This window comes from Bacillus sp. 196mf (assembly GCF_003217275.1).
Classification (GTDB): Bacteria; Bacillota; Bacilli; order Bacillales; family Bacillaceae_G; genus Bacillus_A; species Bacillus_A thuringiensis_S.
Map to the genome: position 1 here is coordinate 113900 of NZ_QJTG01000013.1, position 14569 is coordinate 128468.

The following is a 14569-nucleotide window of genomic DNA, read 5'->3' on the forward strand; positions in this document are numbered from 1 at the left end:
ATGGACTATGTTTTCTTTGTAAGGAAGCGGGTTATTGTACTTTTTTTATATGTGGAATTGATTTCATAAGAGATGAAATTAAAGAAGGAGAAAGAAATGAAATTGTTACAGAAAAAAGAAATTTTACTTATTAGTCTTATGTTATTTTCGATGTTCTTTGGAGCAGGGAATCTTATATTCCCACCTTTTCTTGGATATGAAGCAGGAGAACATGTGTGGATTTCATTAGTAGGATTTATTATATCAGCAACAGGTCTTCCTATATTAGGTGTTATCTCTATTGCAAAAGCAGGAAGTTTTCAAACGTTAGCGGGTAGAGTTCATTCTTCATTTGCAATTATTTTTCCATGTATCGTGTATGTATTTATTGGACCTGGGCTTGGTATACCACGTGCGGGAAGTTTAGCCTTTGAAATGGGGCCAGGTCAGTTATTCCCTGAAGCAGGAAGCGGAGTATTATTGTTTTACACAGTTATTTTCTTTAGTATTGTTTACTGGTTAAGTTTATCACCATCTAAACTAATGGGGTTGTTTGGAAAAGTCTTGACGCCGTTATTATTATGTATGATTGCACTTATTTTTATAAAGAGTATGTTTACAACAGTAGGAGATATGAAAGAACCAATAGGGAACTATGGCCAAGCTCCTATGTTTCAAGGGTTTTTAGATGGATATTTAACAATGGATGCGTTAGCTGCTTTAATCTTTGGAATTGTTATTGCAAATGCATTACGTGCAAAGGGTATTGAAGATGATAAAGGTTTAGCGAAATATATGAGTATTGCTGGAATTGGGGCAGGACTATTATTATCTATTATTTATGTCATCCTTGGATATGTGGGGGCAATTAGTGGCTCATTAGGAACATTTGATAACGGTGCGAAAGTGTTAGTACAAGTTATGATTACATTATTTGGACAGGGCGGAGTCGTTTTATTAGGTCTTATTTTTACTATCGCTTGTTTATGTGTTTCAATTGGACTTGTTACGTCTTGTAGTCAATTTTTTGCGAGTGCATTTCCGAAAGTATCTTATAAAGTGTGGGCATTTATAGTAAGCGTTGTTAGTATGATCTTAGCTAATTTAGGATTAACGCAAATTTTAAAAGTATCAGTACCAATTCTTGGATTTATTTATCCAATTGCATTAACGCTTATTATTCTAGGGTTATTCCATAAGTATATTGGGAAGTATGCATACGTATATGCAGTAACTGTTTGGATTGTAGCAATATTTAGTGCAATTGATATTTTAAATAAAAATGTAATGATGAATCAGTGGACGTCAGTATTAAAATACATTCCATTTTATACAGAAGGTGTTGGGTGGATAGTTCCAGCTATTATAGGCGTGTGTGTTGGTGTCATCGTTAGCATTGTTCTAAATAAGAATAAATGAGTAAAAAGGTGTTTTCCTATTTTGGGAAGGCATCTTTCTTTTTTTGGAAAAAATACTATTGAAAATGAATAGACTAAGAGTATGATAAAGATAATTGGTAATATATAGGTTTAATGAGAGTTACGAATAAGGGGGTAGCGTATGAAGAAGGATTTGGATAAGAAAATAGAAGCACTCGAAACGGCAATTGAAACAATTCAAGAGGCACTTGCTGAATTAAAAGTGAAGCAAAGGGAAATAGAAGTAGAAAACGCTCAGCAACATGTTAGTAAGGAAAAGAAAGAATATATTGAAACGGTAATGGAGGAAAAGCCAAAAGAAGAAATAGTTACGATAAAAGAGCCTGTGCAAGAATATGAGGTAAAACAAGTAGATATATCTGTTTTTAAACCAGAGCCATTTAATATTATTAAGTTTTGTCAAACGTGGTTACCGCGTGTATTTGTCGGTATTATGTTGCTTGGAGTGATCTGGTTATTTAAAGCAGGAGTAGATGCTGGTTTATTAACACCAGCAATACGAATTGTGTTTGGTATCGCATTATCTATCGGTTTGTATTATATAGGAGATATTCAAATTAAAAGAGAGCGGCAGGCGTTAGGATTAGTATTGGTTGGAGGAAATATTTCGGGGATTGTTTTAACGACGTTTGCGGCACATTATTTGTATGCATTTATTCCGGCAAGTATCGCGTTTCTCTTTAATATTGCATGGGTTATTTTAGGGATTTATTTAGCGAAAAGATATAACTCGGAATACCTTACTATCTTCGTAGCGGTAGGAGCGTTCTTCGTGCCATTCTTGTTAAATAGTACGACTCCTAATCCTTATATTTTCTTTGGATACGAGACGATATTAACACTTAGTTTATTATGGTATGGATTGAAAAATCGTTATAAATACTTATATATGATTTCTTACGCTGTCGCGGCCATTGTTCTTTTTGTCTTCTTTGCTGTTATGTCAATATTAGTAGAGAACTTGCAAATACAGTTAACGATTGTATATGGTTTGATTCATTTACTATTATTTTGGCATATGTTTACGGAGAGAAGTTTTATACCAGAACCACGTTTGGCGATATTTAGTGCGAATGCAGTTTTCTTTATACTAGCTATTGCCAAAATACCTGATTTTACAACATGGGGATTGATTATTAGTGCAATTGTGCACGCTGCTATGTTTGTGCTTGAGTATAGGAAGAATAGACATTCTACATTTACAAATCTCTTATTTGGTTTCGCAATGGGAGCATTTAGTTTAGCGATTTTATACGAGTATAGTTTAGTGAATGCAGCGATTGTACTATTATTACAAGGTTTCCTCGGCATGATCACTTCTATTAAAGCAAAACAACAGATAAAATTGTATGTTAGTGCGACGGTTTACGCAATTGGAATGATACAGACGATTTTTAGCCCGTTTGATGAATTTATTTCGGCAGGTTTTGTTGCTCATCTTATTTTAATAGGAACGTTCTATTATTGCATGAGACAAGCGAAAGAAGTGTTAGCGAGTATGGGTAAGTATGTGTACTCTATAGCGCTCTACTGGTTAATGGTCATTGTATTTATTACAATCACTAGAATTGGTGAAGTTCTTTCTACAGATGGAAGTATAATTAGCGTATCTGTATCGTTATTATGGATGATATATGCGTTATTTGCAGTTTGGTTTGGCCGTTATAGACAGATGAATGAAATATTATATGCTGGATTAATCGTATTAGTAGTAACGGTAGGGAAGTTATTCCTACTTGACTTACCAGAGGTATCGATGATGATTAGGGCAGTGTTATTCCTAATCGTCGGTAGTATAGGTATCGTTATTTCAAGAATGTTTTTCTCGAAGGAAGAGAAGTGAGAAGAAGGCAATCCATGTATGGATTGCCTTTTTCATTATTTCTTATTAATCGTTACAGTTTCATTATATTTCGTTGTTGTATTTTGGCGTAGACGAAGAGTTGCTTGTCCAGTTGTATTTGAATCAATCTGTACATTTACAACTTTCTCAGCAGAGCCTAAGCTGTTTGTTGTGAAAGAGAAGGCACTACTATATCCAAAAGCAGATGGCCAAGTGCCGTTTGTATTTTGAATTTTTGCTACTTGTGTTCCACCAGTAGTGAATATACCTAAAGAATAGTTGTTATAAGTTGTATTAGGTAGTAAGTTGTTTACTTGAATCTTCATTTGGAAAATTTCATTGTTTGGTAGAATGCTAGGGTGTGTAACGACGTAGTCGCTTGTTGTTACCGCACCGTTATAACCGTATGAACCTGGTTTAAAAGTATTTGTATTAAACCATTGATAACCCGCATTTGGTGCACTCCAAGGTTCAGGTTGTGGTTCTGTTGATAAGCTTGGCTGTTCAAATGTTTGTAGAGCTGTAGGTGAATCAAGTTGTAAACCATTTACTTGATCTAAACTTGTAAATGTCTCTTTATTCGATAACCAATTTACGATGTTTTCTAATAAAATCGCATCGTTTTCTTCTTTATAACCATCGTAAGTTTTCTTTGTTTGGCCAGAATCTTCACGAACGTACTTTGGCGTAGCATCTTCAACAGGAGAAGAGTCACCAATAAAGGCAGCTTTTCCAAGTCCTACTTTTGCAATTGCAGCATATGGGCCTTCTGCAAGACCACCGCCATTATAAACGCCACTATCAACAGCGTTATTCCATTTTGATGGATTTTCTGGAAGGTAAACAAGTCCTTTTGCTAGTTTTGGGTTTGTAATTGCTAGAGTAGAACCAGCATGCATTGCTACAGAAGAAACACCTTTTGTAATTCCGAAAGATTGTTCAGGCGATACAATTGTTTTCGCTGAAACATCACCAAGTGCATTGTAGCGGAAGCGAATACCGAAGTTGTCAGATAGCCAATCAGTGCTTTCTACTCCTTGCATAGCTTGTGAATTTGCTTCTTCATTAGACATTCCTTTTGCTGGATTATCCCAAGCACCGCGTCTATATCCATTAAATACTTCAGAAGAGTCCCAGCGATTTTTATTACGATCTGCATTGTAATGATCGGCAATAAAGAAGATACTACCGCCATTTTTTACATATTGTAACATAGCGTCCTGCTCAGATTTTTTGTAAGGAATATTAGCTTCTGGAACGATAAATACATTGTAACCTTTTAAGTCTTCGTACGTAATAGGTGTTGATTTACGAAGTTCTTTTACGTGATAACCGTTTTTTGCAATGCCGTTTCCGAAGTCAGAAAAGCCGCCGTCAATAACCCAGTCAGCTGTCCCAGCAGTTTGACCGTGTGTATTATCGAATAATACTTTCTTCCCATTGTTTTGATTTACAACTTTTGCAGCAATTTCAGGAGCTGGGTCTACAGAGCTTTCGGCATAAGTAGACGGTATGAACGAGGTCCCTATACTTAGTGTAATTGCTGTTGCTAAAGAAAATGTAATCCATTTTTTATTCTTCATAGAAGAATCCCCCTAATAATAAATATATGTGCTTTAATAATGTAATTTATTTTTCTGTAAAAATAAAGACGGAAAACATAAAAAATATTAAAAGATTGTAAAAATACCGTGAATTTTGTTGAGAAATATTTATATAGATATAAAAAAAACCTTCCAAGTAATAAGGAAGGGGTTTTTGCTTAACTAATTTTTGAGTTAGGTGTTTCATCAATCTTATGAAACCCTTTCATGTAATATACGATTGCTAAGCCGATAAGCCAAATTGGGCCGACAATCAATGCAATTCGTGTATCTTCTGAATACGCCATTATACCTAGTACTAATACAAGGAAAACGAGTGAGAAATATGAGCTTAATGGGTATAAAGGCATTTTATACGATAACTTTTGTTTATTTTGAGTAGGTAAGCTTTTACGGAATTTAATTTGAGCAACTAATATAATTCCCCAAGTCCAAATTGCGCCGAAAGTTGAAATGCTAGTAAGCCATGTAAATACCTTTGCAGGTACGAGATAGTTTAATATAACACCAATGAGTAAAACGATAGCAGTTGCTACAATTCCTTGGCTTGGAATGCCATTTTTATTTAAACGACCAAATCTTTCAGGAGCTTTTTTCTGCTGAGCTAATGTAAATAGCATACGGCCTGTACTAAATAAACCACCGTTACAAGAAGAAAGAGCTGCTGTTAATACGACAAAGTTAATAATACCTGCTGCTTTCGCGATACCAATTTGCTGGAATGTTAATACGAATGGGCTTCCTTTCTCACCAAGTTCGTTCCATGGATAAATTGCCATCATAACGAATAGAGCTCCTACGTAGAACAGTAATATTCTCCAAAACACATTATCAATTGCTTTTGCGAGTGTTTTCTTCGGATTTTGAGCTTCACCAGCTGTGACACCGATTAATTCAACGCCTAAATAAGCGAATAGTACCATCTGCATGGAGAGTAGTAACCCAGAAAAACCATTTGGGAACCAGCCACCATGTGACCAAAGGTTTGAAATACCAGTAGCGATACCACCGTTTCCGAATCCGAATAAAATAATACCAGCGCCGACTACTATCATACAGATAATTGTGACAATTTTAATGAGAGCAAACCAAAACTCAAGTTCTCCAAATACTTTTACTGATAAGAAGTTAAAAGCGCTCATTAACAATAGAGCAAGTAACGCCCAAGTCCAGCGCGGGATATCAGGGAACCAGTATTGCATGTAAATACCAGCTGCTGTAATTTCAGCCATACAAGTAACAACCCATAAGAACCAGTAATTCCAGCCAGTAATATAACCAGCGAGTGGGCCGATATAATCATATGCATATTTACTAAAAGAACCGGCAACAGGTTGTTCAATTGCCATTTCCCCGAGAGCTCGCATGATGAAAAAAATAACGAGTCCGGCAATCATATAGCCTAGTAAAATAGAAGGGCCAGCTAGTTTAATAGCGGAAGCAGATCCTAAAAATAGCCCAACGCCAATAGCTGAGCCAAGTGACATTAAAGTAATATGTCGTTCTTTTAAACCACGATTTAAAGTTCCAGATTTGTTTGTGTGCTGCATAAGAAGAATCCCCCTTGTAGAGTGAACAATATTTGAATGCGTTTACTAAATATTTAACTATTTCAAATTATAAAACATTTCTATCTGTTATGCTACAAAAATAATCATAATGAACTGTACTACATCTGTACTTGTCAGACTTAAACTTAAAATTCGAACTATTAGGGAATATATTGACTCTTCTTTTTATTGATTGTTAAGATTAAGTATTATATTTTCTCACATACTAGTAAGAAAAGAATGTGTGATAATAATTCAGGTGTAGGAAGGGTACATAAGCATGTTTCAATTACAAAAATATAACACTTCTGTGAAGCAAGAGTTTTTAGCTGGCATCACAACTTTTTTTACATTTGCGTATATTCTTGTCATCAATCCAAAAATATTATCTGATGCAGGTGTACCATTTGACCAAGCGTTTACAGCAACAATTATTGCAACCGTTGTTGGAACAGTAGGTATGGCGATTTTCGCGAATTACCCGATTGTTATTGCTCCAGCTATGGGAATGAATGCATATTTTGCTTATTCTGTTGTACAGAAGGCAGAAGGGATTACATATGTAGTTGCCTTTTCAGCTGTATTTGTAACGGGGATTATTTTTCTTTTATTATCTTTTACTTCGTTTAGGCAAAAGTTAATTTTAGCAATTCCTGATAGTTTAAAGCATGCAATTGCAGGTGGAATTGGACTATTTATTGCTTTTATTGGATTGCGCCTTTCTGGAATTATCGTGGATCATCCTTCTAATTTAGTTACGATTGGTGATTTTCATTCTCCAGCTGTTATTTTAACTTTAATTGGTTTAATATTAGCGGCGGTATTAATGGCATTACGTGTGAGTGGTGCATTATTTATTAGTATGATTGTGACAGGAGTTATCGCCTTCTTTACAGGGCAATTGAAGTTTGCTGATAAAATTGTGGCGATGCCTCATTTGCCAGAGGGTATTATCGTTTCAAACCCAATCAATGCATTTTCAGATGTAATTGAATACGGATTATATGGTGTTGTATTTTCATTTTTACTTGTACTTTTATTCGATACAACAGGTGCATTACTTGGTTTAATTAAACAAGCAGGTTTAATTACAGACAATACAGAGAAGCGTTTTGGTAAAGCGTTTATTGCAGATGCAATTGGCGGGACTACAGGTTCTATCTTTGGAACAAGCCCAACAGCAGCGACGATTGAATCGTCAGCAGGTATTGCTGCAGGTGGGAAAACTGGATTAACAGGGATTGTAGTTGTTGGTCTAACAATTATAACGGCATTTTTCAGTCCTGTTATTGCTTCTTTATCAAGTGTAGCCGCTATTACAGCTCCTTCATTAATTATAGTAGGTAGTTTAATGGCACAAAGCATTCGAGATATTAATTGGAATGAATTTGAAGATGCGTTACCAGCATTTTTGATTTTTATAGGTATTCCGTTAACGTCTAGTATTGCAAATGGAATTGCAATTGGATTTTTAGTATATCCAGTTTTGAAAATTGTGAAGGGTAAAGGAAAGGAAGTACATCCATTACTATACTTATTTACAATTTTATTTGGATGTCATTTATTCTTATAATATAGATATAGGAGAGTGAGCTTCTTATGAGAGGCTCCTTTTTTGTGTATAATAAAGTAAAACTATAGGCAGTAGTGGGGATTTATCCCCACTGTGTATTAGCCCGCATCAGTCGGGATAATGGGGAAATTAAATTAATTTCGCAAAATATAAATTACCTAATGGAATATATATATTACAATAAAGGTGGAGGAGGAACATGAATGGCTGTAAGTAAAATAAAAGTCGCGCGTGTTCAGTTAGATTTAACACAGCAACAATTAGCAGAAAAAGTAGGCGTTACAAGGCAAACGATTAGTTTAATTGAGAAGGGGAAATACAACCCATCTTTAGATTTATGTTTGAAAATTTGTTATGCGGTAGATAAAACATTGAATGATTTGTTTTGGGAGGAAAAGGAGTGATAGGGTGAAAAGCGTGAAAGATGAACGTTTAATGATTGAAGGGTTAAAACATATTAGATTGGCTTTCATCTTACAAAATATCGTCATACTAGCTATCATCTTTTACCGCTATGTCTTGCAAGAGGCAGGATATGAAAGTGTTTCGGATTTATTAATGATATTTATTGGCGGTATCGTAGTTATTAACTTCTTAAATTTAAAACATTCTGTAAAGGTATATGAGCACACAGGCGGAGTGTCACGTAGATATTTCATGAAATTATTATTAATTCCAGTAGGTATTATTATGGGGATATTAGCTGTTTGTATCATTGTAACACCAGATATCTCGATAAAAGAAATAAGTATAACAGCACTTATTATTTTTGCTTGTTTTTTAGTTCCTAGTTTGTTTATATACATATATATGAAAAAACAAAAAGAGAAGATTGAAATATAAGAAAGGCTTTCCCGTATTGAGGAAAGCTTTTCTTATATCTTTTTATACAGTACTTTATGAAGGCCAATTGGTTCAATTTCAAAAATTTCACCATGCTCCTGAAAGCCTAATCGCTTGTAATAGTCAGTTACAGTAATTCGGCCATTACACCATAGGATGTTTGCTTTCCGTTCTTTTAAAATTTGTTCTGCCTTCTGAATTAAGGAGCTTCCAGCTCTTTTGTTCCGAAAGTTAGGTAATGTTGCCATTCCTCGTAGTCTATAATGGATACTTTTTTGCAAATCAGGATATATTTCTTTTGAGAAGGAAGCGATGCTAATCAACTCATCGTTTATAAAGGCACCTAAGTGGAATGTGTCTTTTTCGTAATCAGAAGAGTATTTACAGTCTCCTAGGGACTGATTGGGACGCAACACCGCTTGGCGTAATAAGTGTGTCTCGGATGCATCAATATACTGCACAGTAATCATGTTATCATCCTTTCTTATAAACCTTTTTCTATAAGTTGTATAAAGAAGTATGCAGGTGCAGCGAGAAGGCCGAGTATACTAGCGGTTCCGAGAAGGAGTGAAAGAAAAAGGAATGAGTATTTAACTCCATTTGATTTTTTCCAACCATAGCTGCAAATTTCAATGCTAACACCGATGAGAATAATGGCGACGAGTACTTCCGCTAATAATAAGAGAGCTAAAGTTACAATAGACATAATGTAATCCATCCTCATAATATGTGATAGTAACATTTTACCATATGAAATTAAAAAAATGCCCCTCAATTATGTGAGGGGCATTTTTTTACTCTAATATGTTTTTTAGTGTATCGATATGCTCTTTTGAACCTGTTACAAGTAATGTATCGCCGTGTTGTAGTCTTGTATCACCATGTGGTATTAATGCTTTATTACCGCGGTAGATTTGAATGACAAGTACATCACCTAAAAACGGAAGGCGGCGAAGCGCAATGCCGTTATATTTATTGCTGCGTAGTTCAACTTCGCGTACTGTTTCGTTTGCTGTTGTAATTAAGCGAACGAGACTAGGTTTATCAATAAGTGCACGTAATAAAATACGTGTAGAGTTAATTGTTGAGAATACAGCGATATGTTCTTGCGTTGCTTTTTCTTGTAGAAGTGGATCTTCTACACTTGCAATAACATGTTCAACACCTAGCTCTTTTGCATGTTCTGCTAATAATAAGTTTTGTTCATCATCGCTTGTTGCAACAACGACGCGATCTGCATCAAATGCTGTTTGTTCAGTTAATGATGCGATTGTGATGTCATCTAATTTCACGATAGGGAAGTCATGCGATTTCGCTTCCTCATCATTTATTTTGTTTTGACGCATCATATATAGTGTTACGTCATAATCTTCTCGTTTTAAATCTAGTGATAACGGAAGGGTAATTCTGCTCGCGCCAATAATAGCTACTTTTGGTTTTGGTGTTTCTACTTTTGGGAACATTTTTTTAAACAATATAGGTGCAAAAATACAAGTAATAACTGCGCTTAAAATAAGAGAGGCAGATAAACTTGGACTGATGATCCCTAGTTTTTCACCAATTTGTGCAGCTGCGATAACTAAAGAAAGTGTCGATGTTAATAAGATTGCACTTCCAAGTACGATATTACGTGGATACCATTTTCGTAAGACGAGTGATGGTAAGAGTTTTGAAATAAAGAGTCCTACAATTAAGATTGGGATCATTAGCATGCTAGAAGGCTCTTTAAAAATAGACCATACCTCTAGATTTACACCAACCATTACGAAGAAAATAGGGATGAAGAAACCATAGCCGATGGAATCAAGTTTTTCCACCATATCTTCATTGGGTGATAATAACGATACAAGTACACCTGCTAAGAAGGCGCCTAAAATATTTTCTGCTCCAACAGATTCCGATAACCCAACTAAGATTAAAATGAGTGCAAAAACAGCCCGTGTATCAATTTGTACACTACCAGCTTTTAAACTATCTAAGTATGGAATGTTTTTAAAGCGTTTTGCAATAAAGTAAATGACAATACCGGCACCGAATAGAAGAAGTAAGAGCCACATACTTTGGCCGCTTTCGGAATTTAATCCGACGAAAACAGCGAGTAAAATCATTGTAACTAAGTCTGCAATAACAGCAACTAATAAAATGATTTGTCCGATTGCAGTTTTTCCTAGGTTGTTCTCTTTTAGTGTTGGTACAACAACACCTAAAGAAATAGTTGAAATAATTAAAGTCATGAACATTGCATTATCTACAAATCCTAGCCATACGAATAGTAATGATAGGGCATAAGATAAGATGAAAATAAATAAGAAGATAATGCTTGCTGCTTGAAATGTATTTGGTTCGTTTGTCGTATTTTTTTTCCCTTTTTGTTTAAAGATAGAAAAATCAATTTCTAAACCGCTTAAGAACATGAGGAAGATAAATCCTAATGTTGATAAAACTTGAAGCCACATATCTGGCTCAATAATATTAAACCCACTTTTACCTACAAAGATTCCTGCAATAATTTCTGCAACGACAACAGGAAGTGCTTTTAATTTAAAGCGTTGTAACAAAAGGGGAACGAAAAACGCGATTGCAACGACAACCATAAGTGATAGAACAGAAGTATGATGTTCCATTGCGTTCTCTCCCTTCAAATAAATATAGTACCTATTTAGCCATATAATAGGTAGAAAAGCAACGCATATGGATTCGATTTCATAAAGAAAGACTTTTCTTAACATTTGTCATAATAAGTATATTCTTCATGATTCTGCTGTTAATTCCGTAATGTGGATGTAATGGGGGAGGAGAATAAAAAAAGACTGCTGAGATTCCTCAGCAGTCTTTTTCATGTACATTACATTGAGAAGAAGATCCATACAGTTAAACCAACTGTTGCAGTTGCAACGAAGAAACTGTATATCATTGTAAGAATTTGAACTCTTCCTTCTCCTTCTTTTAAATGCATGAACATAATTAATTGTAACAATGCTTGCGCAACAGCCATTATGATAATAGTTGTTAAGACTGTTGAGAGTGGCAATGTTGTGTAAAGTGCCACGTATAACGCTAGAAACGTTAATGCAAGCGATAAAATAAATCCGAAAACGTGTGACCAAGGGAATCCGCTATGCGCATGCCCGTTTGCTTGATTGTTGTTTTGAGCCATCTACGCCACCATCCCGTTCAAGTAAACTAGTGTGTAAATAAAGACCCAAACAAGATCAAGGAAATGCCAGTATAAGCTGATAATGAATACTTTACGAGCTGTAACTGGTGTTAAACCTCGTTTTAAAATTTGGATAATAACACAAATTGCCCAAATGATACCGCCTGTTACGTGGGCTCCATGCGTTCCAAGAAGAACGAAGAATGCAGATAGGAAAGCACTTGTTTGAATTGTTGCGCCTTCACCGATGTACATAATGAACTCTTCGATTTCAAAGAATAGGAAACCTGCACCTAAAAGTAATGTAAGGATGAACCATCCAAGCATTGCTTTTTGGTTGTGCTTACGCATTTCGTGAATTACGATACCACATGTGAAACTACTTGTTAAAAGTAGTAATGTTTGAATTAAAAGCGTTTTAAGTTCAAACAGTTGCGCTGGAGTTGGGCCATCTGCCGTACGACCAGCAAGGACTAGATAAGAGGCGAAAAGTGTTGCGAACAGCATAATTTCAGCCCCAAGAAAAATCCAGAATCCTAGGATATTCAATCTGCTTTGTTCGGATTGATATTCCAAAGGTAAGCTTTTATCTAAAGCCGCCATGTCATTTCACCTCTCATGCTATATGTTCTGTTTCTTTAATTTCATCAACACTTACGTAGTAGCCATCATCATAATCGAATGAACGATAGATTAAGCAAGCTAAAATACCAACGCCGCCGATTGCTGCAAGCCAGAACCAGCTAAATACTAATGCGAAACCTGCAAGACCGAAGAATAAAGACGCAATAATAGGCACACCAGAGTTACTTGGCATGTGAATTGGTTTGATATCTTCTGCTGCTGGTGTAACTGTTTCTCCGCGTTTTTTCATGTACCAGAAAGCATCAGCTTCTTTGATTTCAGGAAGTTTCGCGAAGTTGTAATGTTGTACAGGAGATTGAGTTGCCCATTCAAGTGTACGGCCATCCCATGGATCTCCAGTTGTGTCACGTTCACCGTGACGTGCACTCCAAATTACGTTGTAGCAAAGAAGTAGGAAGCCAATACCCATCATTACCGCACCAACAGATGCGATTTGGTTTAGCCATCCCCATCCAAGACTTTCAGAGTAAGTGTACATACGACGAGTCATACCGTCTAAACCTAAGAAGTACATTGGGAAGAAACAGATGTTGAATCCGCTCATAAAGATCCAGAATGTCCATTTACCTAGGCGTTCATTTAACATATGACCAGTCATTTTTGGATACCAGAATGTGAATCCAGCAAGCATAGCGAATACTGTACCTGCGATTAATACGTAGTGGAAGTGAGCGATTAGGAAGTAGCTGTTATGGTATTGATAATCAGCTGCTGCCATTCCAAGCATAACCCCTGTAACCCCACCGACTACGAAGTTTGGAATAAATGCCAATGACCAAAGCATTGGAACTGTAAAACGGATACGTCCTTTATACAGTGTAAACAACCAGTTAAAGATCTTAACACCGGTTGGAATCGAAATCGCCATTGTCGAAATCGAGAAGAATGAGTTAACCGCTGGACCTGCACCCATCGTGAAGAAGTGGTGAAGCCATACGACGAAACTTAGTAAAGAAATTGCAACCATTGAGTATACCATCGCACTGTAACCGAATAGACGCTTACGTGAGAATGTACTAATGATTTCAGAGAAAATACCGAATGCCGGTAAAATAACGATATATACTTCAGGGTGACCCCATACCCAGAACAGGTTGGCCCATAACATCGGCATACCGCCGCTCGCCATCGTAAAGAAGTGAGCATCGAATAGACGGTCAAATGTCATTAATGCAAGAGCAACTGTTAATACTGGGAAAGCGAAAATAATGATAATTGTTGTAATTAAGATTGACCAAGTAAACATTGGCATTCTCATTAAAGTCATACCAGGTGTACGCATTTTTAAGATAGTAACAAGGAAGTTAATACCGGTCATTAGCGTACCGAGACCTGAAATCTGTAATGCAATTGCGTAGTAGTTATTTCCTACGCCTGAAGTAAACTCTGTACCTGCCATTGGGAAGTAAGAAGTCCACCCAGCGTCTGGAGAACCACCGATTACGAAAGCGATGTTGAATAACATTGCTCCGACAAAGAATAACCAGAAACTTAAAGCATTTAAGAACGGATATGCAACATCACGAGCACCAATTTGTAATGGTACTACAAGGTTCATTAATCCCATAACGAATGGCATTGCCATGAAAAGAATCATTACTGTACCATGCGTTGTAAAGATTCCGTTATAGTGTTCAGCGTTTAAATAAGTTGTTTCTGGGAATGTTAATTGTGCACGGATCATTAAACCATCCATACCACCACGGAATAACATGATAACCGCAGAAATAATATACATGGCTCCGATTTTTTTATGGTCAACAGTTGTTAACCATTCGTCCCAAAGCCATTTCCATTTTTTATACTTTGTTAGTACGAAAATGATTGCTAATGTCACAAGAACGATAGAAGCGTCTGCACCGTAAATAATCGGGTCACCTGTGACAAAGAATTCATCAAGCTTCACTGTGTTCACTCCAATCTGTTGGAATAATAG

Annotated in this window: 13 protein-coding genes; 5 read left to right on the forward strand and 8 right to left on the reverse strand. The window is 36.1% G+C overall.

The annotated features are described in order from the left end of the window. The first annotated feature begins 96 nt into the window (after window positions 1-96). Both brnQ1 and ATL10_RS18545 read left to right on the forward strand, forming a co-directional pair. Window positions 97-1398, forward strand: coding sequence for a branched-chain amino acid transport system II carrier protein BrnQ1 (gene brnQ1, locus ATL10_RS18540; RefSeq protein WP_090978417.1), 1302 nt, complete (start codon window positions 97-99; stop codon window positions 1396-1398). 141 nt (window positions 1399-1539) lie between these two features. Further along, complete coding sequence (locus tag ATL10_RS18545; RefSeq protein ID WP_110497312.1) at window positions 1540-3261, forward strand: DUF2339 domain-containing protein; 1722 nt, start codon at window positions 1540-1542, stop codon at window positions 3259-3261. Window positions 3262-3296: 35 nt separating this feature from the next. On the opposite strand, the gene ATL10_RS18550 is transcribed toward ATL10_RS18545, so the two are convergent. Next, complete coding sequence (locus ATL10_RS18550) at window positions 3297-4844, reverse strand: DNA-binding protein (RefSeq protein WP_090978421.1); 1548 nt, start codon at window positions 4842-4844, stop codon at window positions 3297-3299. 179 nt (window positions 4845-5023) lie between these two features. Then, the gene (locus ATL10_RS18555; protein WP_001164892.1) at window positions 5024-6415 is read right to left on the reverse strand and encodes an amino acid permease; all 1392 of its coding nucleotides are present in this window, start codon (window positions 6413-6415) and stop codon (window positions 5024-5026) included. Between the two features lie 280 nt (window positions 6416-6695). Here ATL10_RS18555 and ATL10_RS18560 point away from each other — a divergent pair, with 280 nt between their 5' ends. The 3 genes from ATL10_RS18560 (at window position 6696) to ATL10_RS18570 (ending at window position 8831) form a co-directional block, all read left to right on the forward strand. Next, window positions 6696-7988 (forward strand): NCS2 family permease, encoded by a 1293-nt coding sequence (locus tag ATL10_RS18560; protein ID WP_000487188.1) that lies wholly within the window; start codon window positions 6696-6698, stop codon window positions 7986-7988. A 203-nt stretch (window positions 7989-8191) separates the two neighbouring features. Next, entirely contained in the window at window positions 8192-8392 is a 201-nt protein-coding gene (locus ATL10_RS18565) for a helix-turn-helix transcriptional regulator (protein WP_000301182.1), read from the forward strand. A gap of 4 nt (window positions 8393-8396) precedes the next feature. Continuing rightward, entirely contained in the window at window positions 8397-8831 is a 435-nt protein-coding gene (locus tag ATL10_RS18570; protein ID WP_110497314.1) for a hypothetical protein, read from the forward strand. 32 nt (window positions 8832-8863) lie between these two features. Here ATL10_RS18570 and ATL10_RS18575 read toward each other — a convergent pair whose 3' ends face one another. The 6 genes from ATL10_RS18575 to qoxB all read right to left on the reverse strand — a co-directional run bounded on the left by ATL10_RS18575 (window position 8864) and on the right by qoxB (window position 14539). Beyond that, window positions 8864-9301, reverse strand: a complete 438-nt coding sequence (locus ATL10_RS18575; RefSeq protein WP_000633851.1) for a GNAT family N-acetyltransferase — start codon at window positions 9299-9301, stop codon at window positions 8864-8866. 14 nt (window positions 9302-9315) lie between these two features. Further along, window positions 9316-9573 (reverse strand): DUF4022 family protein, encoded by a 258-nt coding sequence (locus tag ATL10_RS18580; protein ID WP_071714271.1) that lies wholly within the window; start codon window positions 9571-9573, stop codon window positions 9316-9318. Between the two features lie 52 nt (window positions 9574-9625). Next, entirely contained in the window at window positions 9626-11455 is a 1830-nt protein-coding gene (locus ATL10_RS18585) for a monovalent cation:proton antiporter family protein (RefSeq protein ID WP_000399979.1), read from the reverse strand. A gap of 221 nt (window positions 11456-11676) precedes the next feature. Next, on the reverse strand, window positions 11677-11988 hold the full coding sequence (gene qoxD, locus ATL10_RS18590; protein WP_000068425.1) for a cytochrome aa3 quinol oxidase subunit IV: 312 nt from the start codon (window positions 11986-11988) through the stop codon (window positions 11677-11679). Further along, window positions 11989-12591: a cytochrome aa3 quinol oxidase subunit III gene (qoxC, locus tag ATL10_RS18595; protein ID WP_000729313.1), complete on the reverse strand. Its 603-nt coding sequence runs from the start codon at window positions 12589-12591 to the stop codon at window positions 11989-11991. Between the two features lie 13 nt (window positions 12592-12604). Further along, the gene (gene qoxB, locus ATL10_RS18600) at window positions 12605-14539 is read right to left on the reverse strand and encodes a cytochrome aa3 quinol oxidase subunit I (protein ID WP_000762374.1); all 1935 of its coding nucleotides are present in this window, start codon (window positions 14537-14539) and stop codon (window positions 12605-12607) included. Window positions 14540-14569 lie beyond the last annotated feature (30 nt).